Below are 26,727 nucleotides of genomic sequence, written 5' to 3' on the forward strand. Positions count from 1 at the left end.
GGCTCCTTTGCTCGGGTTGCCTGACAGCAAACCCACTGTGGCACTCAGATGCCGGGAGCGGGAGCCATCCACCTCATCTGCTTTCGGGCGGAGGCAAAGTTCGCCTCAACGGCCGACATGAGGCGCAAAGCCGACGTTCAGCGAGCTAATCTTCTATTTCCGATTGGGCACCACTGCGAAAGTGAGCGATGCCCGCCTTGAAAGGGGTCGAACCAAGGACCGATCATCGGTTAGGTTCACGTTGGATAACGGTGATTTATGGCGGTTATTGCGGCTTTCCTGTCAGCATAGGGTGTCCGCGGCTCGTATCGAAATCTCCCGGATGTGCTGACGGAAAACCTGTCGGAACTCCCTGAAGTTATCGAACCCGAGAGCAGTGGCCACTCTGACCACGGTTGAGGGCGACACTCCGCATCGGTCCGAAAGCGATTGCGCGGTGCCGAATGCTACAATTTCCGGATGGGCGAGAGCCGTGCGTGCGACGCGCTCCTGTTGCTCTGGGAGGCTAAGCCTGGTTGCTACAATCATATCCTTTAGCTCGGCGATGGTCGTCGGGTTTCGAATGGTTTTTTCCGTGCTCATGATCGTGCTTCCGGTGCATGTTCGGCTATGACTTATTGGGAAGGGCCGTCGGAGGTTGACATCTAACCCCTGAACTTTGCCTGGATGGAACCACAGGCCTGCGCCATGTACTCTCTCGGAGGCGTCCGCACCATCGTTGAAGCTGATATCCTGCGGCCGGTACCTGTAGTTGCAGCAGCTCGTTGATCAAGTCCTTCGCGTGCACCATCCTCCGGTAAATCAGTAGTATGCGGCGGCTCGATCCGAAGCTCGGGGGGCCGCTAGATCGGACAGGAGGAGGATTTTGCTTCTCCGAACGGTCAGCCAAGAACCTCTGCCAATTTCACGGGGAATCCGTTCTTTGCAGACTGGGTTGCAGCTTCCGCCATGGCGAGTGCTGCTACACCATCATCAAGGTTGACCGGCAGAGCCGAGCCTGTCTTCACAGCGTTGACAAATGCTGCCCATTCCGCCGCATAGGCGGGCATGTAGCGTTCGAGGAAGAAATAGGTGGGCTTTGCGCCGGTGACACCGGAAGTCGTGGACTTGACCAAGGTGTTTTCCAACATGTTCTGCGCCTGTAGCAGCCCTTCGGAGCCGAGAAGCTCCAGCCGCTGGTCATAACCATAGACGGCTCGGCGGCTGTTCTTGATCACGGCGATCCGGCCATCCGCATAGGCAAGGGTCACGACGGCGGTATCGACGTCGCCTGCCGCGCCAATTTCCGAATCGACAATCGATGTACCCACCGCCGAGACGGAGACCGGCGCTGTCCCCATAATGAAATTAGCCATGTCGAAATCATGAATCATCATGTCGCGGAAAAGACCACCCGAAACCTTGATATAGGCGATCGGCGGCGGCGCGGGGTCGAAAGAGGTGATCGAGAGCAGTTCCGTCTTGCCGATTTCACCACGGTCGGCTGCTGCCTTGAGAGCCGCAAAGTTGGGATCGAAACGGCGGTTGAAGCCGATCATCACCGGCTTGCCGGTAGCGGCGGCCACCTTCTGACAAGCCTGTGCCCTTGCAAGGCTGAGGTCGACAGGCTTTTCACAAAGCACGGCCTTGCCCGCTGCCGTCGCCCGCTCGATCAAGTCGGAATGGGTATCAGTGGAGGTGGCAATCAGCACGGCATTGATGGCGGGATCATTGAGGATCGCATCGGTCGAGCGGGCTTCGGCGCCATACTGGGCGGCGATCTTCTCAGCGGCGGCCTGTTTGATGTCGGAGACAGCCACAAGGCGGCTGCCGGGATTGGTGGAAATGGCGGTGGCATGGACGCCAGCAATACGGCCTGCGCCCAAAAGGCCGACGTTCAGGATGGTGGATGACACGGATGATCCTCTCAGGAAAACAACCTCAGATAGTGAAAGCGGTGCGGAAGGCTTCGAGTGCAGCTTCCGGATCACCGGAGGCAAAGGCTTCCATACCGACCGGCCCCGCGTAGTCCATGGATTTCAGGGCTTTTGCGACGCCATGCCAGTTCACTTCGCCCGTGCCCGGCTCGCAACGGCCGGGATTATCAGCCACCTGAACTTCCCCGATCCAGGGCAGGCAGGCCTCACACCAGCGGATAAGATCACCTTCACCGATCTGGGTATGGTAGAGATCGAGGTTAATTCGCAGTTGCGGGCGGTTGACGGCTGCAACGAGCGCAAGCACGTCTGCCGTCGAGCCGAAGGGGCAGCCGGGATGATCGATTGGGTTGAGGTTTTCTAACGTGAAGACCTGACCCTCGGCTTCTGCCAGATCGCAGATGCGGTTGAGTGTATCGCGAGCCCGCTGTTCCTTGCCCGGCGCGAAGGCACCGATCTTCGGAATCGGAATGCCCATGTCGCCAAGCCCTGTGCCATGCAGATTGAGGCGGTGGACACCGAGTCGCTTGCCGACCTTCGCCGTTTCCGTGGCAGACGCCAGAAGCATCTCACAACCTTCTGCATCGGTGAGCCGACCTTCGAGATAGCCATTCATGATAGTGAAGGTGGCACCGGTTTTTTCAAGCGCATCAAGATTCCAGGCGGGCCAGTTCCAAAGGCCGACGCCGAAGCCCATTTCTTTCAGGCGGCTTGCCCGCCATTCGATTGGTTTTTCGCGCCAGAGCATTTCGGCGCAAGCGGCAAGTTGGAAGCTCATCTTAGATTTCCTGAAGTTTGAAATCGGCCGGTGCAACCGGCATGACACCCTTGAGAAGGGCCACGGATTTTTCGAGGCCCTCAAGTGAGTTGAGAAGCACGTCCTCATGCTCGATTGAAAGCCAGCCGTCGTAGCCAGCCATCTTCAAGCGATAGCAAAACTGTCGCCACCACTCCTCACTGTGGCCGAAGCCGAGTGTGATGTATGACCAGGAGCGGGCTGGAATGTCTGTCAGGTTGCCGTTTTCGAGGAGGCTGGTCACTGCCTGTTTGGGCGCGTTCAGGAATGTGTCCTTGGCATGGACGTGATAGACGGCCTCCCCCAATGCCTCGGCTGCTATCAGCGGATCGGCTCCCATCCAGAAGAGGTGCGAGGGATCCAGGTTCGCGCCAACGACAGGGCCGACTTCTTGACGGAGTTTCAGGAGCGACGGCACGTTAAAGACGCACTGGTTGCCATGCAGTTCGAGCGCAATCTTTTCCACACCGCATTCATTTGCCAGCGCCACGATCTCGGTCCAGAACGGGAAGAGTTTTTCTTCCCACTGGTATTTGAGGATCGCCTGCGTTTCCGGCGGCCAGGAAGAGACGACCCAGTTTGGCATGGTATCGGACGGATTGCCCGCAGGCAGGCCAGACATGGTGCAGACCGTCTTGATGCCCATCTCGCCTGCGACCCGGATGGTGTTCTTCAGACCTTCGCCCTGAGCCGGATCGGTCGGGTGAAGCGGATTGCCATTGGCATTGAGGCTGATCACATCAAGCCCACGATCTGAAAAGCCCTTGAGGAAGTCCTTCTGCGCGACCGTGTTACCCAGCATGGATTTGATATCGAAATGCGGTGCGGTCGACCAGCCGCAGGTGTTGACCTCAATACCGGAGACGCCCATGCGTGCAGCGTTGTCGAGAAGGTCGTCGAGCGGCATGCCGCCGAGGCTGTCAGATACAAAACCCAGTTTCATGCGTAGAACTCCGGCTTGGAAATCATGGTGACGAGCTGCTTCTGCCCGGAAGCGAGTGCCGTTACGCCTGCCTCGGCGGCAACTGCTGCGGCATAGCCATCCCAGCAGCTTGATGCGATCTCGGGAAACACGTCTGTGTCGACGAAGCGTAGGAAGGCGCGGTTCTGGCGGCGATAGGCATCGAAATAGCGGGTCCGCCAATCGGCATCGTAGCCGGTGTGGACGCCAAGCGAGCGTTCGAGATGGGTATAAGCGACATGGCTCATGGAAATGCTCGCCTGCTCGCCCACGAGTTCGGCACGAACGTCGTAGCCGTACGCAGCGTTGTTGTTGATCTCGATGTTGACGAGCTGGCCATCGACGGTTTCGAGGACCATGAACACGGGCGCGACGCGTCGATCAGAGCGCTTCGGCTGGAAGGCAGAGATCCAGGCATATTCGGTGCCAAGTACATGGCGCACGACGTCGAACTCATGCGGGGCGGAATTGGTGATTGCCATGGCACCGGTGAAGTCGGAGGCTGGCGTTTCCACATTGCGGTGGAAGTTGTGCATCATCAGGGCTCGGCCAAGCGTGCCATTTTCAATTGCCTCTTTCATCTCGACATAGGACTGGTCGTAGCGCCGCATGAAGCCGAGCTGGACGAACTTTTGACCAACTTCCTGTTCGGCCTGCATGATCGAGAGGCATTCGGCCGAGGACTGCGATAGGGGCTTTTCGCAGAGCACCTTCTTGCCCGCGTTGATGCAGGCGAGTGACAGCGGCGCATGAGTGAAGTCCGGGCTCGCGACGATCACCGCATCCACGTCGGCACGGGCAATCACGGCTTCCGGATTACTTGCAACGTCTGCCGCACCATGGGCATCGGCCACCTTGCGAGCGCGGACTTTATCCATGTCGCAGACCACCTGAAGGGTCGCGCCCGGCATTTCCTCCACGACGATCCTGGCGTGGTCAGCGCCCATCAGCCCTGCACCAATGACTGCTACACGCACCATTGGACAAACTCCTTGCGTTCGGTTGGCCAAAGCCCAACCGCTTTCCATTCAACAAATTCCGCTACCTGGCGGCTATGCCCATATTCACTCAGTGAGCGGGGGGTGGCGGAAGACCGTCATGGGTCTCCATATAGCCTTCAATAGAGGCTTCGAGACTCGCCATGGATTCACCACCGGCCATCAGATCAGCGATCTGCTCGCGTGTCTTTTCCCCCTTGCGGAAGTCAGCTGCAATTGCACCACGAATGAGCACTGCGAAGTGATCGCCCACTGCCATGGCATGCATCACCTGATGGGTGATGAAAATGACCGCCAGGCCACGACGCTTAGCTTCATTGACGATACGCAGTACGTGAGCAGCCTGCTTGACGCCGAGGGCTGCCGTCGGCTCGTCAAGAATGAGAACACGAGCTCCGAAATAGACAGCACGGGCAATCGCGAGCGACTGGCGTTCCCCTCCGGAAAGGCCACCGACCAAACGATTACCGTCGGTGATGCGTGTGATCCCCATTTTCTGAATCTCTGCAACTGCCACTCGGGCGGCGGTTTTGCGGTCGAAATATTTGAACGGTCCCCAACCCTTTGTCGGCTCCGAACCCATGAAAAAGTTACGTCCTATGGACATCAATGGATATGTCCCACCGAATTGGTGAACCGTAGCTATCCCGCGTTCCTGAGCCTCACGGGGACTGGAGAACAGTGCGGGCTGACCATCCATCAGAATTTCGCCACGCGTCGGCTGATAGACACCAGACAGCGTTTTGATGAGCGTCGACTTACCCGCGCCGTTGTCGCCAAGCAGGCAGAGCACTTCACCTTCACCGACCTTGAGGTTGATATCGTTCAGAACATCAATATGGCCGAACGATTTGTCGACGTTTCGAAACTCGAGAACGGGTTTCTTATCGGACATTGCCGCTCTCCCTATTTCTTCTTGAACGTCGACCAGCTGGTGGCCAAATGACGAAACGTGTCATTGAGCAGGACAGCGATCAAAAGCATGACACCGATAATTAGGAAAGACAGGTTTCTGTCGATCTCTGTGAAACCAATAGCTTGGGTAACAATGGAAAGGGTGAGCACCCCGAAGACAATGCCCATTACAGTACCAAAACCACCCGTGAGGAGAACGCCACCTACGACCACGGCGATAATGGTGTTGAAGATTAGGCCAAAATTGGCCTGAGACGTTGCGGAGCTGAATGTCATCACCTGAAGGACGCCAGCAAAGGTCGCCGACATGGAACACAGCATGAAGAGTGCAATCTTCATCCTGGTTACAGGAATACCTGCGTTTCTCGCGCTTTCTTGGTCTCCACCAAGAGCAAAGACCCAGCTTCCCTTGGGAGAGTAATGCAGAAAGAAGACGAATGCTGCGACAAGCCCACCCCACCAGAAGACGGAAGAATTGAAGCCATACACCTTCCCGCCGAAGAGCGATTTAGCCCAATCTGGCGCATGATAGAAGGAATTGGTGTTGTTGATGAAGAAGATCGACAGGTAGAGCGTGAGGCCTGCCACTGCAAAGAGCGTCGCCAACGTCACGATGAACGACGGCACGCGCGTGTGGGTTACGATGTATCCATTGATGAAGCCGATCAGTGCACCGATGGCAAGCGCTGCAGCTACACCGACAAGCACAGGCATCTGATAGTGCTCGCAGACAATAGCAACTGTCATCGTGGAGGCGGGAAGTACCGCACCGGTTGAAATATCGAGTTCACCGGCAATCATCAGGAACCCGACCGGAATTGCAATCATTCCTATGAGTGACGCGAAGTTCACCCACGTAGTTACACCAGCCACGGACAAAAAGTTGCGGCTATATCCGAACATCGCAAAAAGGATGAATACAGCCACGAAACCCATGAAAGCACCAGCGGCAGGGGTGCGAAAAAAGGCCTTGATGGATGAAACGGCCGATTCACTCTCGATGGCGGGTGTTTCAACGGTGTTGGTGCTTAGGTTTGTGGCGGTCATGGAAGCAAAATCCTCAGTTGCCGCAGACGAAGTTGCATAGAGGGAGCATGGATGAGACCCGGCCAGGTTAGCGGCCAGGTCTCAGCCTCGGGCCAGCCTCAACGTGCGCCGAGTTTGACGCCTTCGATTGCCGAAGCAACATTGGTTTTGTCGACAATCGCGGGACCAGTCAGAACCGGCTTCGTCGCAATCGCAGTGCCGAACTTCAGGTTTGCAAACAGCATGGAGGTTGCGAGGAACCCCTGCAGATAAGGCTGCTGGTCGATTGCGAAGGTCTGGGTGCCCTTTGAAATGCGATCCAGAACCGAGGCCGACATATCAAAGGTGCCAAGCTCAATCTTGCCGGTCTTGCTCTGCTGATCGATGGAGCTAGCGGCAGCATCTGCAGCCCATGCAGCGAGCGTGATGACGGCGTCAATGGACGGATCCGCGATCAGCTCGGATTTGATTGCTTCAGAGGTACCATTCATGTCCTGGTCAAGGTTAGCAGGAACACGGAGGATGAAGGTGTCTGCGCCAGCCTTCTTCGCACCGTCTTGAACGCCCTTGCAGCGGGTCTCGAGATTTACGGCACCTGGGTTCTGGATGTGGCAGAGGATTTTCTTTGCACCATGAGAAGCGAGATACTTGCCACCCTCAACACCTGCCAGATATTCGTCCGACCCGAAATAGTTTAGCGAGCCGTAATTATCCATCTCACTGTGGCCAGCGTTGAAGGAGATGATCACCACGCCCTTGTCCCGCGCAGCCTTAAGGGCAGGGGTTTCGGATTCTGGCAGCCAGTTTGGGATAGCAATACCTTTAGCGCCCTGGGCTACAGCCTGTTCGATTAGCGAAGCGAGGTCCGGGCCGAAGTTGTCATAGTTTTGGGTCTGCATGAAATTGACGGTGCCGCCATTAGCCTTGACCATCAGCGAAGCATCATCGACGCCCTTCTTGACCATGTTCCAGAAGCCATCTTGGGCCGAACCCACGATGACGGCGATATCCGTGTCACCCGCATGAGCGCTGGATGCCAGCATGAATGCCATGGCTGCGGTAGCGATTTTCTTGGTGAACGACATGTCGAATTCCTCCTCAGGTTAAAGCCGCATGGCTGCGGCTCGACATACTTTTTTGCCTTTTTTGGCCGTGTGGCCGATCCCGGTAGGCACGCGCAGGTCCGCGATCTCAACACAACGACGTTGAGCCTCCTCGTCCAAATTGTGCGCTGGGCCTCCCCCAAGGCGCTGACGGCTCCTAGATCGCTGAGCACTGTCAACGCGTAATGAATGCTACGTTGACATCGTTCAGGTCAATCTGGATTACTATCGCTTCAGAACTTCGTCTCAAATCATTTCGAAAATTTGTATGGATGATATTTTTTGAGATGCCGAAGCCAGAGTAATGGAATTTTTTAACATGAAGAGACCAACCATTCCAGACTTGGCAAAAGCTGCAGGTGTATCCGTGTCAACGGTCAATCGAGTACTGTCCGAGCCCGAATCGGTCCGGAGCAATACGCGCACACGCGTTTTGGCAGCCGCTGAGGAAATCGGCTTCTACGGACTTGGCACCATCAAGCAGGCGGCGAAGGCACAAGAGGTGATCCACCGTGTCGGGGTTTTGCTGCAGCGACGGGAGAGACGCTTCTATCGCCTACTCGGCGATTCAATTGCGCAAGCTGCGGAAGCTTATCCTGCCTGCAATATCGATCTAACGGTCGAGTATATGGAAGACCTCACGCCGGAGAAAGTCGCGGCACATATTCAGTCGCTCGGCGGGCGGTGCGAAGCACTTGCGATTGTAGCGCCGCAGCATTCTGCCGTTGCTGACGCGATTGACGCAGTTCTTGAAAGCGGCGTGCCGGTCGTTTCACTTATCGGCCCCCTCACGGCCAAGGGAGGCATCAGCTTTGTGGGGCTCGATAATTGGAAAGTAGGACGCACCGCTGCCTGGGCGTTTGACCGCATGGTGAGACAGCCGGGGAAAATAGGCATTCTTGTGGGCAGCCACCGATTGCGAAACCAGGAAATGAACGAAAGCGGGTTTCGTTCTTACTTCCGTGAACATAATTCGGGATTCACGCTGCTCGAACCGTTGCCAACTTACGAGTCAGCCGTGGTTGCCCGTGAACATGTCGAAAAGCTGCTGACAGACCATCCGGATATGTGCGGACTATTCATCTCAGGGGGTGGTGTTACAGGTGCGATAGCCGCACTCAGGGCTACTCCAAAACGGGAAGACTTCGTTACCGTCGGCTATGAACTCTTTGAAGATACGCGGGCTGCTTTGATAGACGGTACGATTTCGCTGATCCTGTCACACCCCATAGAGCGTTTTGCATCAGAGACTATTGCAACTCTGGTGAAAGCGAAGAACGCAGGTCCTGATAACGGGGTATTTAGGATCACGTTTCCATTCGATATGTACAGCCCGGAGAGTGTTTGATGACGACTTGGCTCTTAAGCTGGCCATCCAAATGGCAGGCTGGGGTGCGCCTACCTCTTCACGTCCGCTTTGGGGCCGAGGAACGAACATGACGTAATCGCGGGAGCGGTGGCCACCAAAGCTGTGGCGGCGATGTTCGGAGCTCTAGCCGGCTGGCTGTCCCCCGATAGGATGAAGAACGGGCTCACGATGGACACCGGGCCCAGGCATCGAACGGAGGACAGCCATGGAGCAGTATATCGGTCTCGACGTATCCATGAAAGAGACGGCAATTTCGATCCGGCAGGACGGCAAAAGGATGTGGCGGGGCAAGTGCGCGTCCGACCCTCAACTACTCGCGGCGCTGATCCGCAAGCGCGCACCCGATGTGCGGCGGGTCGTATTCGAGACGGGACCGCTGTCGGTGTGGTTCTACCATGCGCTGACGGCAGAGGGGCTGCCGGTGATCTGCATCGACGCGCGGCATGCCAAGGCAGCGCTCGACATGGCCGCGAACAAGACCGATGCGAACGATGCCGATGGCCTGGCACATCTGGCCGAGGTCGGCTTCTACCGAGAGGTTCGGGTCAAAGGTTTCGACAGCATGCTGATCCGCACGCTGATCACCGCGCGGCGCCAGCTTCTCAAGATGCGTTTGCAGATATCCAACCAAATCCGCGGATTGATGAAGACGTTCGGCCTTGTCGTGCCCAAGGGCGCCGGCAGCGTGTTCGAGCGCAACGTTCACGATCTTCTGCAGGGCGAAGCAAAGCTGGCGCGCATCGTCGTGCCAATGCTTAGGGCATGGAGTGATATTCGATACCAGATAGCAGAGCTGAGCAAGCAACTGGCCGCGATGGCTCGTGAAGACCAGCACTGCCGTCTGCTCATGTCGGTGCCCGGTGTCGGCACCGTCACAGCCACCGCCTTTGCCGCGGCCGTGGAGGATCCGGCGAACTTCAGGAACTCGCGCGCCGTGGGCGCATGGGTAGGCCTGACCCCGAGACGCTACCAGTCCGGCGAGGTGGATAATGACGGACATATCTCGCGCCGTGGCGACAATCAGTTGCGCGGACTGCTATACGAGGCGGCCGCGGTCATCCTGAACCGGTCGACGGATACCAGCACCCTGCGAACCTGGGCGTTGGAGCTCAAAGAACGGCTCGGCTTCAAGCGAGCGGCCGTGGCCCTGGCGCGCAAGCTGGCAGTGATCATGCATACGATGCTCCGGACGGGCGAGCTGTTCGATCCGCGCGGAGGAACGCCCGCCGCCGCCTGATCCTGCAGACGCTCGACTACGACGATTTCTTCAGGCCATTCAACCAATAGCGTTCTTACAGGACGCACCGAGCCGTCCCTGCCGGGACGTGGCTGAGATCATTCCGCGAAGCGGGAAGCAACTGCTTCGTTAAGCAGATTGCGCAACGAACATAGGAAGATCTCACCTGCGAAACTCATCCTGCGGCGATCTTTGCATCGACCGCGTAGACGACCCTGTACCCGGCATACGAACGAACGAGCATGGACAGAAAGGACGACTGCCTTGCACTCACCCCCTTGACGGCCGAGCGATTAGACGACCCGCTGCGCGGGAGGGCGCCCGCGGTTGAGGTAGAGATCAAGAACCGGTCGTTGCGCCTGCGTTGAGCGGGGTTCGGCAGCGGCAGAGCATCACAGGCTTCTTCAACAAGGAGCCTGACCATGCCTCATCCAGTTCTCGAAGCTTCGATCAGCCCGTTGCGCCAGCGGCTGATCGACGACATGAACATGCGGCGTTTCTCCCGGGAGACGCAACGCAACTATCTTCGCGACATCGGACGCCTGGCGACATTCCTTGGGCGATCACCAGACACAGCAACCACCGACGACTTGCGCCGGTTCCAGATCAGGCAACAGGACGACGGCGTTCCCGTGCCGACCATGAACAGCATCGTGTCGGCGCTGCGCTTCTTCTTCACGCATACGGTTGATCGTCCCGATCTGGCGCGCAAGCTCGTTCGTCTGGCGCATCCGCGCAAGCTGCCCATGGTCCTGAGCCGCGACGAGGTTGCCCGGCTGCTCAACGCCACCACCTGCCTCAAGCAGCAGGCCGCGCTCTCGGGCGCCTATGGCGCGGGCCTGCGCGTCGCCGAGGTCTCGATGCTGAAGGTTGCCGACGTCGACAGCGAGCGCATGCTGCTGCGCGTCGAGCGCGGCAAAGGCGGGCGAGGACCTGCTCGCGCTGCTGCGCCAGTGGTGGAAGGTCGGGCGGCAGCAGGGCGTGATGCACCGCGATGGCTGGCTGTTTCCGGGGCAGCATCCGATGAAGCCGATCAGCACGCGGCAGCTCTATCGCGTGGTCGTCGAGGCGGCCCAGGCCGCCGACATCGCCAAGCCGGTCGGGCCACACACGCTGCGCCATAGCTTCGCCACCCACCTGCTGGAAGACGGCACCGACATCCGGATCATCCAGGTCCTGCTCGGGCACGCCAAGCTGAACAACACCGCCTTCTATACCAAGGTCGCGACCCGCACGGTGCGAACGGTGACGAGCCCGCTCGACAAGCTCGGCCTGTTCAAGCCGGGAGAGATCTCGCCCGACGGCTGAGCCGTGCGCACCTCTGTCGAGGTCGCCGACATCTTCCGTGCCGCCGGGCCCGCCTATCGGGCCGTCTATGCGGGTCATCTGAGCCTGCAGCAACTCAAGGTCAATGTCGGCGATCGAGCAATGTCGCACCGCGGCCCTCGGCGGGCATGTCGAAGCCTGCGAGGACCGCGGCGAGTGGCGCATCGCCTACAATTCCTGCCGCAACCGGCATTGTCCCAAGTGCCAGGGCGCGGCCGCGCGGACATGGCTCGCCAAGCGAGAGGCCGACCTGCTGCCGGTCGGATACTTCCACGTCGTATTCACGCTCCCCGCCGAGGTCGCCGACATCGCCTTCCAGAACAAGGCGGCGGTCTACGACCTGCTGTTCAAGGCGGGCGCCAATCGCGTGCAGATGGATTGGTTCAACGAGTTGCAGCGCCGGACGCTCTCGCCCGAAAATGCGTTGCGGTTGAGCTTTGCCTTTGCCGACGTTGACATATCGCGATCGCTTGAACGGCTGCATGTGCCAGCGCTCGTCCTGCATGCCAACGGCGACCGGGTCGCGCCTTTCTCGGAAGGTTTGGAGCTCGCCAGATCGATAACCGGTGCCCGCTTCGTCGAACTGGAAAGCGCCAATCACATCCTGCTTGCCGAGGAACCCGCGTTCCGCAACTTCATTATCGAGGCGTCGGCATTTGCCAACGAGGCGCTTCAGGCGCAAACGGTCGTTGCGGTCGACCCGAGGACCCGGCGACAGGCAACGATCCTGTGCGCCGATTTCCAATACGCCGAACCGGTGATGGAGAGCCTGCCTGCCGACGTCGCGCTGGAGCGGGTCGATCCTTTCCTCACGCAGGCCACCGCACTCGTGGGCGACAACGGAGGAACGGTTCTGGCGATTTCTGAGAACGAGCTGGTCGCGTCGTTCGGCGCGCCCGAGCCGCTCGAAGGACATGCAGCGCTTGCCTGCCGGACCGCACTCGCGTTGCGCGAGCTCGCGCTGCGCCACGGCGATTGGATGACCGGAGTTCGTGCTGCCCTGGACACAGGCATCGTCATCGTCGGCCCGGCACGTGACCGGGCTTTGGAGGTGCGCGGCGGGCCGGTGTCCGTGGCCCATACGCTGTGCCAGGCGTTGGGGCGCGATCTCGTGGTGGCAACCGCCAGGACCCGGGCATCGGCTGGCGGCTTCGTCAGCATGGAAGCGCTGGCAGCGCCACTTCTGTCGGAATACCCGAAGAACCAGCGGCTCTTTGAAGTGAGCGAGATCAGGCGGGGCCGCTCGCGCTGGCAGTTGCGCGCCGAAACGCAGCTGTCGCCTTTCGTCGGCCGCGAGATGCAGCTGCAGATTCTGAACAAGGCCTGGCATGACGTATTCGACGGCGAAGGTCAGACGGTTTTCGTGGTCGGCGATCCCGGTCACGGCAAGTCGCGTGTCACGCATGAATTCGTTGGCGCCATCCCTCACGATGACGCTGAGAATCTGGAGGTCGGCGCGCTCGAAACGGACCTGCGCAGCGGCTTCGTAGTTATTCGGAAATTGCCGCAGGCTCTGTTCGGCGTGGGCGACACCGAAGCCCCGGCAATCGCTATCGACAAGGTGCTGGCCGCGCAAAGCGCGCAGGGCTTCGATGAGCGGCTCCTCGATCCGATCATGGCAGTCATGGAGCTGCCCGTTCAGGATCCGAACTGGGCTATCATTTCTGGCCAGGAGCGATCCCGGCGCATGCAGGAAGCAGCGGTTGGGCTTCTGCTCTTCCTTGGCCGCAGGAAGCCCGTCGTTCTCCTGGTCGAGGACCTTCATTGGATAGACGCCGAGAGTGAGGGGGTCCTGGTGCGGCTGGCGCAGGCACTGCCCACTGTCCGCTGCCTGCTTATCCTGACCTGTCGGCCCGAATACGATCGCGGTGCCTTCGCCGCTGCAGGACCTTCCGAAATCCGCCTGCCGGCCTTCAATGCGGCCGAAGCAGCAGCATTTCTTGACTACCTGGTTGGCAGGGACCCTGAGCTCGAGCGGCTCCGCGGCGCGGTCTCGGATGCGTGCAAGGGCAATGCATTGTTCCTGGAAGAGACCGTCCACGCCCTCGCCGAGACCGGCAAGCTGGAAGGGGAGCCGGGCCGCTACCGGCCTTCTGGCGAGGTCGACGAGATCGTCGTTTCGGCGAGTATCCAGACGATCGTCGACGCTCGCTTCGAACGTCTCGACAAGGACGCGAAGCGGGTGGCCGAGGTCGCCTCGATCTTCGGCGGAGAGATTCCGGTGCCCTTGCTACGAACGATGGCGGCGCTGTCGAGCCTGCGCTTCGATGCCGCCCTCCAGAATTTGAAGAAGGCCGATCTCCTGGTGGAGCTTCAGGTTTTTCCCGAGGCTTTCGTCCGCTTCAAGCACGTCCTCATCCGAACTGCTGTGTCAGGACGTATCGTATCGTCGGCGCTCATCGAGCTCCACAGGACTGCGCTTGCCGAACTGAAGGCCCATTACGCGGACCGGCTTGAGGAGCACAGCGAACGCCTGGCCAGACACGCGCAACAGGCTCACCTTTGGGACGAAGCCGTCGGCTATCTTCTGATCTCGGCTCGCAAGGCGATCAGGCGGTCGGCGCACGTCAGTGCACTTGAGCAGCTGGACCTTGGGCTCAGGCTGCTGAGGAGCAACGATGTCGCCGACGCCGATGAGCAAGAGATCGAGTTCCAGCTCGCGAGGGGCGTGGCCCTCATGGCGGCTCGTGGTTGGGGTGCGACCGAAGTGCTCGCCGCATTCGAGCGTGCCGAGGAACTTTGCGGCAAGATCGGCGACCAGGCGCGTCTGTTCACGGCGCTGCGCGGGAGAGCCCAATACTACATGCTTAGCGGTAAGCCGGCAGCCGCGCAGGAACTGGCCTGCCGATGGGCTGGCATGGTTAAGGACGACAGCGACCCCGGTCTCGCGATCGAAACCGAGCACATGTTCTGGACCAACAATTTCTTCCTTGGGGAGACGGCGGCGGCCCATGGCCATGCGGAACGCGCCATCGGCCTCTACGACCCCGACCGCGATCACTATCTGACGTACAAATACTCCGGTCATGACCCGGGCGTCTGCTGCCGCTGCTTCGCGGGATTGTCAGCCTGGCTGGCCGGCGAGCCGGATAAGGCAAGGCTACGGTGCGAAGACGCAATCGGACTCGCCGGACGTTTCGAGCATCCGCTGAGCATGGCACTTGCGTATTGGGGGACCAGCTACCTCCATATGTTCGCGGGTGAGCCTGCGGCCGCGCTTCGGGCGGCGGAAAGCGAGCTGCAGATAGCAGAGAAGTCCCAGTTGCCGCTCCTTATCGGCCAAGCCGCGTTCCAGGTTGGATGGGGGCAATTCCGGCTTGGGGAACAGGAGGCTGGCCTGCGCGGCATGGAGGAAGCTATATCTGCCATTCGCCGGACCGGCGCTGAAATGGGGCTGCCCTATCTGATAGGCCTTTACGCCGAAGCGCTTGGCGACAGCGGCAGGCTGGACAGCGCTCGCAAGTCGGTTGAAGCTGCCCTCGAGCTCGGCCGCTACAACGGAACCTATTTCCAGCTCGCCGAAGTACTTAGGATCGAAGCCTGTATCCGCGAAAGGAGCGGTGGCGGACCTGACGAGATCGAGAAGATGCTCCACGAGGCTGCGAACGTCGCTACCTTGCAGCGTTCCGCGATTGGCCAACTGCGTATCGCTGTGGAACTCGCTCGCTGTCTTCGAAGCCGTGGAGATGTCGAGAAAGCGCGTGAACTTATCGCGCCTCACGGCAAGCTGGTCGGCAAGCTCCACGATAGCCCGGATGCGCACGCGGCGCGTGAGTTGTTCTAGCGTGGCTACGTGACGCGTGCCCAGCAACCATGCCGCCCGCCACTGCGGCTGAATAAGCGTTCTCTAGCCCGAACTCTCCAAGGCCGTGAACCCTGCACGTTTGGTGCACAGGTTTTGAGGCTGACTATTTCGATAGGTTAGCGGCCACGGAATCTTGCGAACTTGAGCGGATCGTTCGCTTGGCGAACGCACCTGATTTCCAACTTGTATGTCCGTAATTGGCGCAACCACGATTGTTGGTGTCGGCTAACGGGAAGCGGCAGGGCCGATCTTAACGTCCGACATGCAGCGCAAAGCGGTCATCACGCGGCGGCCGACCCAGGCCGGCTTCGAGCCATAGTTCCGGCTCGGCAGAAGTCACAGCGCATTCTCCCGAGGTCGCGGCGACCATCCCATTCGTACGCCGTTACCGCCTTTTGCCGCACACACCGCCAACGGCCTTTCCAGCTTGAAACGCCTGGACTATATGTGGCTGCAAGAACCTGACTGACGAACACGAGGACAACGGAGCATAAGGGCAGGCATAATCTCCCCTCCCCTCTTATGGATCAAGTATCGTAAACTGAGCGCGGGAACATAGCGTATCTGAATTGGCCCACTTCAAAGCGAAGATGGCCATAACTAATTGATATTGAACAGTTTTGGTGGGCCCGGAGGGTGTTCAGAAAGCGATAAAAATCAATTTCTTAGAGATCAGTGGGACTTCAGAGTATTCAAATCTTTTCCAATGTTTTTCGATGTTGTTGTCCCACTCAGAAGTGCCTCAGTCCACCAAGCCGACGCACTGAACGCCTCACTCGGAAGGGAGGTTTGCGCAAGGCGAAAGGAAGATCGCGTCGGTGTGCAGCCTTCCTGAGAAAGGTCGCGGTAGCGCCAACTGCTGACGCTCAGCGCGAAGACATCAATGTTCTGTTATGGGGCCGTCAGAGGACCGGCCGCTTCTCGCGCCAAGAAAGCGATAGCAGACATGCAACTAGGTGGTACAAAGTCTCTAGCGTGACCCTTTCGAGACATTTGCGTGCGGCATTTGCGTCTCGAAAGCGGTTCTTTAGTGCTACCAGCACCAACGACCGTCTGCGGTCGTTCAGAACACGGGTTACCGTCTCTAAACCGGATATTGGACCGGGCAGCCGCCGGAAACTGATCGAATGGAGGTGATCGCCTGTCAGGAGGCGTTCAAAAACGACCTACGACCGCGATCTTCATCGCGGCCGTTTTCATGGTGTCATTCCCGGCTATGCTGACAAGTTCTTTATGATCGGCAGCTTGCGGATCGTCTTGCCCGTCGCCGCCCGTAGCGCGTTGGCGACGGCCGGGCCGATCGGCGGCACACCCGGCTCGCCAACGCCCGTGGGCGGCTCGTCGGACGGCACAATGTGCACCTCGACGCGCGGCATCTGCTCGATCCTGAGCGGCATATAGGTGTCGTAGTTCTCTTGGTCTACGACACCGCCCGTCAGGGTCAGCTCCTCCTGGAGGATCGCGCCTAGCCCGAAGCCGATACCGCCCTCCATCTGAGCGCGGATCTGGTCAGGATTTATCGCGGTGCCGCAATCTACCGCGCAGACGACGCGGTCGACTTTGAAATCATTTCCATCGTTGAAGGTGATCTCCACCACCTCGGCGACATAGGTCGAGAGGCTTTCATGCAGGGCCACGCCGCGGAAACGGCCTTCCGGCAGAGGCTTGTCCCAGCCTGCCTTCTCAGCAGCCAATTTCAGCACGCCGGCATGCCGTGGATGGTGACCGAGCATCGACAAGCGGAAGTCGACCGGATCACGGTTCGCAGCGGCGGCGAGCTCATCGATCAGGGTTTCCATTGCGTAAGCGGTGTGGGTGGAGCCTACCGAACGCCACCACAGCACTGGGATGTTCACGTCCGTGGTGGTCAGCTCGACCTTCAGGTTCGGGATCGCATAGGGCAGGTTGGTGGCGCCCTCCACGGAGGTCGGATCGATGCCGTTCTCGATCATCGCCGCAAAGGGCGAACCGCCCGCGATCGATTGGCCCACGATGTGGTCGTGGAGAGCGACGACATTGCCTTCCTTGTCGAGCCCCGCCTCGACTGCGTGCACATAGGTCGGCCGGTACCGCCCACCCCGCATGTCGTTCTCGCGGGTCCACTGCACCTTCACTGGCTTGCCGGGTCCCAGCGCACGCGCTGTGGAAACAGCTTCGATAATGAGATCTGCGTCCGAGACCGCTCGGCGGCCGAAGCTGCCGCCGGTCTTCATCACGTGCAGCCTCACCTTGTCCGGCGTGGTGCCGCCTACTTGAGCGGCAGCCGCCTGATAAAGGTCGGGCATCTGGTGTCCGCCCCAGACGTCGATGGTGCCGTCTTCGTTGATTCGGGCGGCCGCGTTGAGTGGCTCGATCGAAGCATGGACAAGATAGGGGAATTCGTAGTGCCCTTGGATGACTTTCTCAGCACTGGCCAACGCTGCGGGAGTGTTACCGTCGTCGCGCGCGGTGGCCGCGCCCGGATCGTCTGCTGCCTTAGTGTATTCGGCCATGATCTCGGCCGTGCCGCGCCTTTCGGCCTTCTCTTCGTTCCAGGTCACCTCCACGAGATCGCGGCCCTTGAGCGCCGTCCACATGTCCCTGCCGACCACGGCAATGCCGCGCGGCGTCTGGACGACATCGACAATGCCGTCGAGTGCCTTGGCCTTGGAGGCGTCGAAGCTCTCGATCTCAGCGCCGAACTTCGGCGGATGGATCATAACGGCCGTATTGAGTCCATCCATCTTGAGGTCGATCGTGTAGGTCTGCGCGCCATTGGTCTTGCCGGCGGAATCGTAGCGCTTGAGGCTGTCCGATCCGATCTGGGCCCAGTTGTCGCGGGGCTTTAGCGGCACGTCGTCGGGAACCGGCATTCCCGCTGCGGCTTCAGCCAGGTCACCGAAGCGCGCCTGCATCCCTGAGGCGTGCGACACGACCCCGGAAGCGACTGTGATCTCGCCGGCTGGCACGTCCCACCGCTGCGCCGCGGCCGCCACCAGCATGGCCCGTGCGGCAGCACCCGCCTTGCGGTAGCGCTCCCACGACGAGCTCATCGAGGTGGAGCCACCGGTTCCCTGCGCGGCCCCGCCCCAGGCGAGATTGCCGTAGAGCGCGGTATTGCCATATCCGCCGACCACGTGGACCTGCGCCCAGGCGCCGTCGAGCTCTTCCATAACCAGGGTGGCGATGCCGAAATAGGAGCCTTGTCCCATCTCGAACTGCGACGAGTGGATGACGATTCGGTTCTCCGGTGTGATCTCGACATAAGTCTGGAAGGGGTTCGCCTGGACCGCTGCAGGCGTCGTTTGTGCGTTGGCGGGCGCGGCCATCATTAGCCGGTAGCCCACGGCGAAGCCCGCGGTGGTGACGGCCGTGCCGAGGAGGAACTGGCGCCGCGTGGGCCCCACGGCATTATGCTTCGGGAGAAACTGCAACATGCCTCAAGTCTCCAGCCGGTTGGCGGTCTCGTGGATGGCCGCGCGGATGCGATGATAGGTGGCGCAGCGGCAGAGATTGCCGCTCATCGCCGAATCAATATCATCGTCCGTCGGCTTCGGCGTCTCTGTCAGGAGGGCCACGGCCGACATGATCTGGCCAGACTGGCAATAGCCGCATTGAGGTACGTCGAACTCGGCCCACACGGCCTGGACCGTTTCGCCGATCTTGCCCGACACGCCCTCAATGGTGGTGATCGAGGCTCCTTCGATGTCGCCGACTGCGGTCTGGCACGAGCGCGTCGGCATGCCGTTAACGTGAACCGTGCAAGCGCCGCACTGGGCAAGGCCGCAACCGAATTTCGTTCCTGTGAGTCCGATGCCGTCACGGATCGCCCAGAGCAGCGGCATCTCTGGATCGACGTCGAGTGTTCGCGCCTCGCCATTGAGGGTAAAAGCGACCATGGCTTGCTCTCCTTGTCCTGAGCTGGCTATCTCGTTGCGCCTCCGCCCGGCTAGGAACCGGAGTCTTCTTGCTGAGGCGTAGCGACCACAGACTAGGATCGCGCAGCTCGAGCAACAAGCCGCTAGCTGGCAATCGCGAGATCGTGAAGTGGCTCGTGTCGAAAGGCTGGCGGCAACTGAATGTCATTTTTGGGCCCACCGGCCGGTCAGTTTCCGGCTCGATGACCTGGTTGGCAGTCATTCCGCTTCTAAGCCTAAACCCCAGACATGAACTGTAGCAGCATCATAAAAGACGACATCAAGCGGCGATTTTTCGTTGCGCTGCACCGCTAGCTCGTTCGCGTGGTTCATGATCCGCTGGTTATCCGCGGATGCTGGTTCACTCTAGATGCCAACACAGAGCTTGCGAAACTTGCCACGCGCTATGCGGTTAAGGATGTGGTCGTCGTTCGTAGCGAGCGAATGGCCGAAAATGAAGAAGCAATGGCTGGCGGTCTTCACATTCGCGGTGAACTGCTTGAAGCCTTGGTACAGGTAGGCATTGTGACGGATCTTCGCTTTCTTCTGGGCGCTGGTGGGCTGATGAAGGGCGGCTTAGGGTCATGATTTCCGGTTCATTGCGCTGCAATGACCGATGAGTCACAGACGCTGCATTTCGCGCTAGACCGCAGCTGCGGTATTCTCGATCATACGCTCAGCCATCCTATTCGCACCTCGTTGCCGCCGTTCGCCGCACCTATCGATCGGAGGCCTTCCAGCCTCGCGATAGCCGCGCTATGGGCTGCACACAACCTGACGACGAACAGGAGCAAGATTGGACATAGAAGCCCAGCACAAGATCGCCCTCCCCCTGTCCTTGCTCGTTTTCATGCGAAAACAATTGGGCCCTGAGGGTGCTTGGAAAGTCAGAAATATCAAAGGCTATTCGACAGTGGGACTGTGTTGCGTTACTATGCTCTCCGGTCTTTTCCGGTTGATTTGTCCCACCCTGATGCCGATTGCGGTCATTCGCCGCTGCCTTGGTCAATTCCCGATTCCACAAGCATCCTGTCCTGAGTGGGCAGACGGCCTTCCTGGTGGTAATTAGTCAGCGACACGTTGACCGTTCTCGTCATGCGCGGGTGAAATCTACGTTCGACCATATACGTCGTCGAAGCGAACGATATCATCCTCGCCGAGATAATCGCCGCTCTGCACTTCAATGATCACCAGGTCAATTCTGCCTGGGTTCTCCAGCCGATGCTTATGGCCGCAGGGGATGTAGGCTGATTCGTTTGTCGCCAGGAACAACTCCTGCTCGCCATTGACGATTTTCGCGGAGCCGCTGACCACGACCCAGTGCTCCGAACGATGATAGTGCATCTGCAGGCTCAGCCGCCGACCGGGTTTCACCTCGATGCGTTTGATCTTGAAGCGCTCGCCTTCCTCAAGAACCGTGTACCTACCCCACGGCCGGTGTACCGTGCTATGGACCAGGTGAGCTTCATTTCCGGAAGCCTTGAGGCCCTCGAACAGCTTCTTGACGTCCTGAACGCGGTCGCGGGATGCGACGAGCAAAGCATCCGGGGAATCCACGATCACCAGATCGCTGACGCCGACCGTTCCGATGACGCGCTTGTCGGAGCTCACGTAGCTGCCGGTCGTGTCGACCATGTGAACATCGCCGCGGATCCTGTTCCCGCTTTCGTCGGGGGCGATCAAATCGGCCATTGCGTTCCAGGATCCAATGTCGTTCCAACCCATGTCGCAGGGAACCACGGCAAGTTTATTCGTCTTCTCCATGACAGCGTGGTCAAGCGAGATTCGCGGCGCGGAGCCGAAATGCTCAGGCGCGAGTTCGATTTTGGCAAAGCCTTCGCCTTGACTGAACCGGCCGTTCTCGTAGCTGTCGGAGACGGCCTGGATCACCGCGGGGCAATGCGATGCCATCTCGTCGAGCATGGTTTGTGCGCTAAAGCAGAAAATGCCGGCATTCCAGAAGAAGCGCTTGGACGCGACATAGGCTTTGGCTGTGTCTAGATCCGGTTTTTCAACGAAACGGACGACTTTCTCACCATCCGCTTCGATATAGCCGAATGCCGTGTCCGGTCTGGTTGGGGTGATGCCCAATGTGGCGATCCGCCCGAGCTTCGCATGTTCGATTGCCCGGCCCATGACGTCTAAAAATACAGGCAGGTTTCCAACCATGTGATCGGCCGGGAAGACGCATAGAATTGCGTCAGCGCCTTGCGTTGCCCGGGCATGGATCGCGGCTGCCGCCACGGCGGCGGCCGTATCCCGGCCTTCAGGCTCGAGCAGAAACGTGCGTGGCAGAACCACGGACTCTAGTTCGTCGAAGTCGTCCTTGGTAAGGAAGAGGTGTTCCCCAGATGTCACGGCGACGAGTTCCACTACGCCCTTTATCGAACCGGCGCGCAACACAGTGTGCTGCATCAGTGAATGCCCGTCTGCCACTTTGAGGAAAGGTTTAGGGTGCGATTGCCTTGAGGCGGGCCATAGCCGCGATCCGGCTCCGCCGCTGATGATGACGGGAACCACTTTCATATAACAACCTCGATTTCGTCTCTGGAGTGATTGCCCGCGCCCTTTCGAGCGTTAGCGTCACGATCGCCGTCGCTCTGGCTTGGTCTGCGGCCTCCGAGTAACAGCGAAGTTCTGGCGCGTTGCCGAACGGCCTCAGATGACGACGCTATCGGTATCGTACGACGCTTCCATGGCCTCGATGAGAAATGATGACATTCAACTAGCCTGTTGGTTGCATCCGCCGAATTGTGCAGGTGGCGGGTCTTAACTGAGACCAGAGATTCTTTGGCTGTCTTCTATCAAAATCAAACGACTTGGCTCCTTCAGATCGAACTCAATTACGCGTGGTACGAAAAGGCGTGCATATCGTGTAAAGGCGCTCGTCGGAGGAAACCGAATTACAGTATCGCAGCGCCCGAGAAGATACATCTCAACGAGGGCGGAAATTCCGCCGTCAATCCCAAGTGCTGCAGTGTGTAAGGGGCCATCTTGATCGGATCGGAAATGCTTGGGTACGGTGAGAAGATCGGGAAACTTGGCCGACAGATGATCCAGGATTTGCGCGCTGTCCGTGCACAAGAACAGCCGCACAGGCTTGGGGTGCGGTAACGCTTTAGCCTTATCAACCGCAGTGCACACTTGTCGAACGGCGAACTCCGGATCGGCCCAGTAGGGCGCATGGTCCATGATGTCTTCACCGTTACCATGTCGAACATGAACCCCGATGATGCTGTGCCCCTCAAAACATTCTTGGTAAATGGCATCTATGCGTGTTTGAATTTCAGACCGAGGCTTGACACTCTGGAAGACCTGCCGCTCGGCATCCTCATCGCAGCGCCACATCAAGCAAGCGTCACACACTACTGTGTTCGCTTCGACATCGTGTTCGGCCTGAAAGAGCTCGCCCAACTCGTCGCGCTCTTGGAAAATCTGCTCATCTGGGCGGTAAAGGCAGTCGATCGCTGGCCTATTCCACCACTCCGGGAAGAATGGACCCGGGAAGGAAAAGTCGTTGATCCGGTCGTCGCAAATAGCCGGTACGCCAGCGATGTCATTGATCGGTTGGAAGAACACCGGAAAGGCATTTGTGAAGGGTTGGTCGAGATAGCAGGACCCGCGCCAGTCGACGGCTAGCGTTCGTCCCGACCGCTGAGCGTAGCGCCAAGCGGCCGCCAGCGACCACAGACAATCACCGAACCCCGTACGCCTCTGAGAGACGACGAACCTGCGCTTTACCAATCCACTGACCTGCATTTTCGGAAATCTCGTTTCAGAGACGAGGTTGCATCTGGCTTGGGATCTCTTAATCGATACTAGTCGACCGTTACGCCGGGCGATTTGGTAGAGGCTGCGCGTGGGGCAGAAGAGCTCCCTCAGCACTGCCTATCCTTATCTCTGTGACGCTCGCAAATCTTGACGCCGGGTACACTCGCTTCCGGTTTAAATTCAGCGTTCTCTAATGCGCCCGGCGACATGTGTAAAATTGATTGCGTGAATGTGGCCCATCCATGTGATGGATACTAAGGCGTTCCTTGACCAATGAGCCTCTGCTGACGTGGGGCCGCGCTTTGCTAAGCGAAACAGCCGGTCGAGGCAGTCCACAAAGTCCCTTTTTCAAGTCCAATTCTTAACTGCCTCAAAGTAACATGTCATTTGCGGGCGTTTCCTGAAGGACGGATGTGCAGGACCCGCCAGCCGTCGAATGTCAGGCGCAGGCCATCCACGTCATTTATGGCCATCATGGCGTCCGGTCCCATCGAGAGATGCGACACGGCGCCCTCTGACGCTTTCAAGTGCGCCAACATGGCGCAACTCCTGCCGGATAGCTTTCGAGCCGCCTGGACTGAGCGACTGGCACGCGATGCTGTGCGACGATGGCCGGGAGAGGAATTTTGGCGTCTGCAGCCATGTGGAGGATCGTTCCGACGGTTCTGCGGGTTCTCGGTGTCAGAGCCGACACCTGTGCGAACCCGCTCTCGTCCGTTTTCGACAGGCCCTTGAGGTTCATGACCCTGTTGTTTGCCGAGATCACCCGCCAGTTCAGCGATCCAGGTGAAGATCGGCACGCCTGTCGATGCGGCGATCATCGCCTCGGCCAGCGAAGATGATGAAGAGGGCCATTGGGTCAAGTACAAGCGCCGACCAGCGTTTCATTGCTTCAAAGCCCATTTCGGTGCCTACGCCGATACGGCCCTTGTCGAGGAGATCGCCGTCACGGCGCCCACACCGAGGACGGCAACGCCGTTCCTGATGCTCTGCCCGACAATCCCGGCGAAGTGTTTGCCGACAGCGCCTACCGAGGCAATCATCTCGGCGACGCGGTGCGCGCCAAGGGTGGAAGGCCGCGCATCGTCGCAACCGCTATGTGGGGGCGCGACGAGGCCGAAAGCTCGACGCCTGGAACCAACCGATCCACAGAATTTGTACTCGGATCGAGAAGATCTTCGGCACCTGTAGCCGGATGCGATGGCGAGGGCTGGCAAAGGCGGCCGTTCAAATTCGCCGCACTGCCATCGCCTACAGTATGAAACACAGTTTGATGGTCGCCTCGTCCCGCCCATCGTTGAAGCCAGCCACCGTTTTCGGGGCTAGCGCGCCCGAAATTCCTTGGAGGTCAATACGTAATGCCCTACCCGGCTGTTCGCCGCCGTCTCAGATGTGCGGTTCGCCCGAAGCCCCCGACTGCCACGAACTTTGTCTTCGCGCGGAGCGAAACCTCGCGCCCACGACTTTGTGCCGCCGATGGTGCCGCGCTGCCCTGTCAAACAATCCATTTTATGGATGCACCTCATCCAAACAATCGATTTCACTGATCAAAACAATTTCCATTAGAAGACGCTGAAGCAGGCAAAGATTACTTGGTCAGCGCAAAAGAGGGATGGTGGAGTTCTAGTGTGGGTTGGACCCACATGCTCGCCATTTTATCTGGGAACTGCTACGTGCCCTGTTGGCGCAGGGCAATACGATTCTACTGGCCACCCACTTCGTGGAAGAAGCGGAGCGGCTATGCAACCGACTGTGCGTGCTTGAGAACGGATGTAGAATCCCAGAAGGGCGTCCTAACTCGCTGATTGATGAGCAAATCGGGTGCGACGTGATTCAAATCTATGTCGCTCACCCCGTGAGCTGAGTTCGGCACTCAGGCCGCATGTGCGACTTAGGCAGGTTAGCGGCGAGACTCTGTTTTGCTATGCCTCGAAGCAGGAGCAGGTGTGCTCGCTGGCTGACACTGTCAATGACGAGTTCCGCGCCGCATCTGTCGAAATCCTACCATAGGGTATGAGGCGGGCCGCCGGTGTGGCGAGCCAGATTCGAAACTTCAACTACCATAGAGCAGGAAGAAAATGGGCGAGAACAGGAAAGTTGCTCTGGTTACGGGCATAACGGGACAGGATGGTGCCTATCTCACGCGTCTTCTGCTGGAAAAAGGCTACGTCGTTCATGGAATTAAGCGACGTTCCTCTTCCTTCAACACGGGTCGCATCGAAGACATCTACCAAGACCCGCACGATCCCGATCCGCGCCTAATTTTGCATTACGGTGACCTCACTGATGCGACTAATCTCATCCGAGTAGTTCAGGAATCCCAGCCAGACGAGATTTACAACTTGGCCGCTCAGAGCCATGTCCAGGTGTCGTTCGAAACGCCGGAATACACAGCAAACGCCGACGGTATCGGAACATTGCGACTTCTTGAGGCGATCCGCCTCCTCGGTCTGAAGGACAAGACCCGCTTCTATCAGGCCTCGACTTCAGAGCTCTACGGCCTCGTGCAATCCGTACCGCAGAACGAAACAACGCCCTTTTATCCGCGCAGCCCTTACGCCGCCGCCAAGCTCTACGCCTACTGGATCGTGGTCAACTATCGCGAGGCCTATGGTATCCATGCTTCCAACGGCATTCTCTTCAATCATGAAAGCCCACTGCGCGGCGAAACTTTTGTGACGCGCAAGATCACCCGCGCCGCCGCTGCTATCTACCTCGGCAAGCAGGACAAGCTTTATCTCGGCAATCTCGATGCTCAACGCGATTGGGGCCATGCGCGTGAGTACGTGCGTGGTATGTGGATGATGATGCAGCAGGATCAACCGGATGATTACGTGCTGGCGACGGGCAAGACGACCCCTGTCCGTCAATTCGTCGAATGGGTTTTCGAAGATGTCGGCGTCGAGCTCGAATGGCGTGGTGAGGGAGTCGACGAAAAGGGCTATGATGTCGAGACCGGCAGATGCCTAGTCCAGGTAGACCCACGCTACTTCCGCCCCACGGAAGTCGATCTTCTCCTGGGCGATGCCACCAAGGCGAAGGAGAAGCTCGGCTGGGTGCATGAGACATCCGTGCGCGAGCTCGCCGCGGAAATGGTGCGGGAAGACCTCAAGGTCATGCAGACATCGGTAATCATGAAGGAAGCATAATGTACGATCTGAAGGGAAAAGCCGTGTGGGTCGCGGGCCACAAGCATGGTGGGCAGCGCTGTTGTAGGCCGCCTCGCGTCTGAAGACTGCAAAGTTATGGCCGCCCTGACGTTTCCCCCAAATCTTATCCAGTCGTGAGTTCGTTTCCGGGGGGATTTGCCCTGATGGCCGGTGGACGCGACGGGTGCTGGCGCGGAGCGTTTCACGTTGCGCAGCGCGAGCGACCGTCGCGGGTTGAAGGTCGATGCACATTCGTTGGGTGTCTGCCATCCGATGTGCGAGTGCGGACGCGCGCCGTTGTAATCGGCGCGCCATACATTGAGCCTCGCGCGGGCCTGGGCCAGGGACGTGAACCGCGTCTCGTTGAGGAGTTCATCGCGAAGGGGGCCGTTGAAGCTCTCGCGTTAGGGTCCTAGCCAACCTCCGACTGTGAACTCGCGGAAGCGATTTACAGCAAGC

At 59.0% G+C, this 26,727-nt stretch carries 19 protein-coding genes and 4 pseudogenes; 9 read left to right on the forward strand and 14 right to left on the reverse strand.

What is annotated here, in order from left to right:
• Positions 1 to 282: 282 nt before the first annotated feature.
• The 8 genes from NKG60_RS26215 to NKG60_RS26250 all read right to left on the reverse strand — a co-directional run bounded on the left by NKG60_RS26215 (position 283) and on the right by NKG60_RS26250 (position 7,697).
• Positions 283 to 582 carry a MurR/RpiR family transcriptional regulator gene (locus NKG60_RS26215; RefSeq protein WP_352975939.1) on the reverse strand — a complete coding sequence of 100 codons (300 nt, stop codon included), beginning with the start codon at positions 580 to 582 and terminating at the stop codon, positions 283 to 285.
• A gap of 299 nt (positions 583 to 881) precedes the next feature.
• Entirely contained in the window at positions 882 to 1,883 is a 1,002-nt protein-coding gene (iolG, locus tag NKG60_RS26220; RefSeq protein WP_352975986.1) for an inositol 2-dehydrogenase, read from the reverse strand.
• A 37-nt stretch (positions 1,884 to 1,920) separates the two neighbouring features.
• The gene (locus tag NKG60_RS26225; protein WP_352975940.1) at positions 1,921 to 2,694 is read right to left on the reverse strand and encodes a TIM barrel protein; all 774 of its coding nucleotides are present in this window, start codon (positions 2,692 to 2,694) and stop codon (positions 1,921 to 1,923) included.
• A 1-nt stretch (position 2,695) separates the two neighbouring features.
• Positions 2,696 to 3,655, reverse strand: coding sequence for a sugar phosphate isomerase/epimerase family protein (locus NKG60_RS26230; RefSeq protein WP_352975941.1), 960 nt, complete (start codon positions 3,653 to 3,655; stop codon positions 2,696 to 2,698).
• On the reverse strand, positions 3,652 to 4,653 hold the full coding sequence (locus NKG60_RS26235) for a Gfo/Idh/MocA family oxidoreductase (protein WP_352975943.1): 1,002 nt from the start codon (positions 4,651 to 4,653) through the stop codon (positions 3,652 to 3,654). Before NKG60_RS26235 ends, NKG60_RS26230 begins: the two co-directional genes overlap by 4 nt.
• Positions 4,654 to 4,741: 88 nt before the next feature.
• Positions 4,742 to 5,566, reverse strand: a complete 825-nt coding sequence (locus tag NKG60_RS26240; RefSeq protein ID WP_352975945.1) for an ATP-binding cassette domain-containing protein — start codon at positions 5,564 to 5,566, stop codon at positions 4,742 to 4,744.
• Positions 5,567 to 5,577: 11 nt separating this feature from the next.
• A complete protein-coding gene (locus NKG60_RS26245) occupies positions 5,578 to 6,633 on the reverse strand; it encodes an ABC transporter permease (protein WP_352975947.1) in 1,056 nt (351 codons plus the stop codon).
• Between the two features lie 98 nt (positions 6,634 to 6,731).
• Entirely contained in the window at positions 6,732 to 7,697 is a 966-nt protein-coding gene (locus NKG60_RS26250) for a substrate-binding domain-containing protein (protein WP_352975949.1), read from the reverse strand.
• Between the two features lie 322 nt (positions 7,698 to 8,019).
• Here NKG60_RS26250 and NKG60_RS26255 point away from each other — a divergent pair, with 322 nt between their 5' ends.
• The 5 genes and pseudogenes from NKG60_RS26255 to NKG60_RS26275 all read left to right on the forward strand — a co-directional run bounded on the left by NKG60_RS26255 (position 8,020) and on the right by NKG60_RS26275 (position 15,431).
• The gene (locus tag NKG60_RS26255) at positions 8,020 to 9,063 is read left to right on the forward strand and encodes a LacI family DNA-binding transcriptional regulator (RefSeq protein ID WP_352975952.1); all 1,044 of its coding nucleotides are present in this window, start codon (positions 8,020 to 8,022) and stop codon (positions 9,061 to 9,063) included.
• Positions 9,064 to 9,289: 226 nt separating this feature from the next.
• On the forward strand, positions 9,290 to 10,321 hold the full coding sequence (locus NKG60_RS26260) for an IS110 family RNA-guided transposase (RefSeq protein WP_352975955.1): 1,032 nt from the start codon (positions 9,290 to 9,292) through the stop codon (positions 10,319 to 10,321).
• A gap of 422 nt (positions 10,322 to 10,743) precedes the next feature.
• Positions 10,744 to 11,629: pseudogene (locus NKG60_RS26265) on the forward strand (site-specific integrase).
• A gap of 3 nt (positions 11,630 to 11,632) precedes the next feature.
• A pseudogene (locus tag NKG60_RS26270) lies at positions 11,633 to 12,011 on the forward strand (IS91 family transposase); the annotation flags it as partial.
• 9 nt (positions 12,012 to 12,020) lie between these two features.
• Positions 12,021 to 15,431 (forward strand): AAA family ATPase, encoded by a 3,411-nt coding sequence (locus NKG60_RS26275; RefSeq protein ID WP_352975987.1) that lies wholly within the window; start codon positions 12,021 to 12,023, stop codon positions 15,429 to 15,431.
• Between the two features lie 1,235 nt (positions 15,432 to 16,666).
• Here the strand turns inward: NKG60_RS26275 and NKG60_RS26280 are convergent.
• Both NKG60_RS26280 and NKG60_RS26285 read right to left on the reverse strand, forming a co-directional pair.
• On the reverse strand, positions 16,667 to 18,868 hold the full coding sequence (locus tag NKG60_RS26280) for a xanthine dehydrogenase family protein molybdopterin-binding subunit (RefSeq protein ID WP_352901999.1): 2,202 nt from the start codon (positions 18,866 to 18,868) through the stop codon (positions 16,667 to 16,669).
• Between the two features lie 3 nt (positions 18,869 to 18,871).
• Positions 18,872 to 19,330, reverse strand: coding sequence for a (2Fe-2S)-binding protein (locus NKG60_RS26285; RefSeq protein WP_352467057.1), 459 nt, complete (start codon positions 19,328 to 19,330; stop codon positions 18,872 to 18,874).
• A 342-nt stretch (positions 19,331 to 19,672) separates the two neighbouring features.
• Between NKG60_RS26285 and NKG60_RS32320 the strand changes: the two genes are divergently transcribed.
• Positions 19,673 to 19,936: a hypothetical protein gene (locus NKG60_RS32320; protein ID WP_502898322.1), complete on the forward strand. Its 264-nt coding sequence runs from the start codon at positions 19,673 to 19,675 to the stop codon at positions 19,934 to 19,936.
• 522 nt (positions 19,937 to 20,458) lie between these two features.
• Here NKG60_RS32320 and NKG60_RS26295 read toward each other — a convergent pair.
• The 3 genes from NKG60_RS26295 to NKG60_RS26305 all read right to left on the reverse strand — a co-directional run bounded on the left by NKG60_RS26295 (position 20,459) and on the right by NKG60_RS26305 (position 23,658).
• Positions 20,459 to 21,874 (reverse strand): mannose-1-phosphate guanylyltransferase/mannose-6-phosphate isomerase, encoded by a 1,416-nt coding sequence (locus NKG60_RS26295; protein WP_352852326.1) that lies wholly within the window; start codon positions 21,872 to 21,874, stop codon positions 20,459 to 20,461.
• A gap of 243 nt (positions 21,875 to 22,117) precedes the next feature.
• The gene (locus tag NKG60_RS26300) at positions 22,118 to 23,107 is read right to left on the reverse strand and encodes a nodulation protein NodZ (protein ID WP_352901996.1); all 990 of its coding nucleotides are present in this window, start codon (positions 23,105 to 23,107) and stop codon (positions 22,118 to 22,120) included.
• Positions 23,108 to 23,502: 395 nt separating this feature from the next.
• Positions 23,503 to 23,658: a hypothetical protein gene (locus tag NKG60_RS26305; RefSeq protein WP_352483792.1), complete on the reverse strand. Its 156-nt coding sequence runs from the start codon at positions 23,656 to 23,658 to the stop codon at positions 23,503 to 23,505.
• A 247-nt stretch (positions 23,659 to 23,905) separates the two neighbouring features.
• On the opposite strand from NKG60_RS26305, the gene NKG60_RS26310 reads away from it, so the two are divergent.
• The 3 genes and pseudogenes from NKG60_RS26310 (at position 23,906) to gmd (ending at position 26,268) form a co-directional block, all read left to right on the forward strand.
• Entirely contained in the window at positions 23,906 to 24,310 is a 405-nt protein-coding gene (locus NKG60_RS26310) for a hypothetical protein (protein ID WP_352479097.1), read from the forward strand.
• Between the two features lie 439 nt (positions 24,311 to 24,749).
• Positions 24,750 to 25,066: pseudogene (locus tag NKG60_RS26315) on the forward strand (nodulation factor ABC transporter ATP-binding protein NodI); the annotation flags it as partial.
• A 131-nt stretch (positions 25,067 to 25,197) separates the two neighbouring features.
• Positions 25,198 to 26,268, forward strand: a complete 1,071-nt coding sequence (gene gmd, locus NKG60_RS26320) for a GDP-mannose 4,6-dehydratase (protein WP_023718702.1) — start codon at positions 25,198 to 25,200, stop codon at positions 26,266 to 26,268.
• Between the two features lie 124 nt (positions 26,269 to 26,392).
• On the opposite strand, the pseudogene NKG60_RS32325 reads toward gmd, so the two are convergent.
• Positions 26,393 to 26,669, reverse strand: a pseudogene (locus tag NKG60_RS32325) (integrase core domain-containing protein); the annotation flags it as partial.
• Positions 26,670 to 26,727 lie beyond the last annotated feature (58 nt).

Origin of the sequence: Mesorhizobium sp. M1428 (genome assembly GCF_040317515.1) — a bacterium.
In the GTDB taxonomy this organism is placed as follows: Bacteria; Pseudomonadota; Alphaproteobacteria; order Rhizobiales; family Rhizobiaceae; genus Mesorhizobium.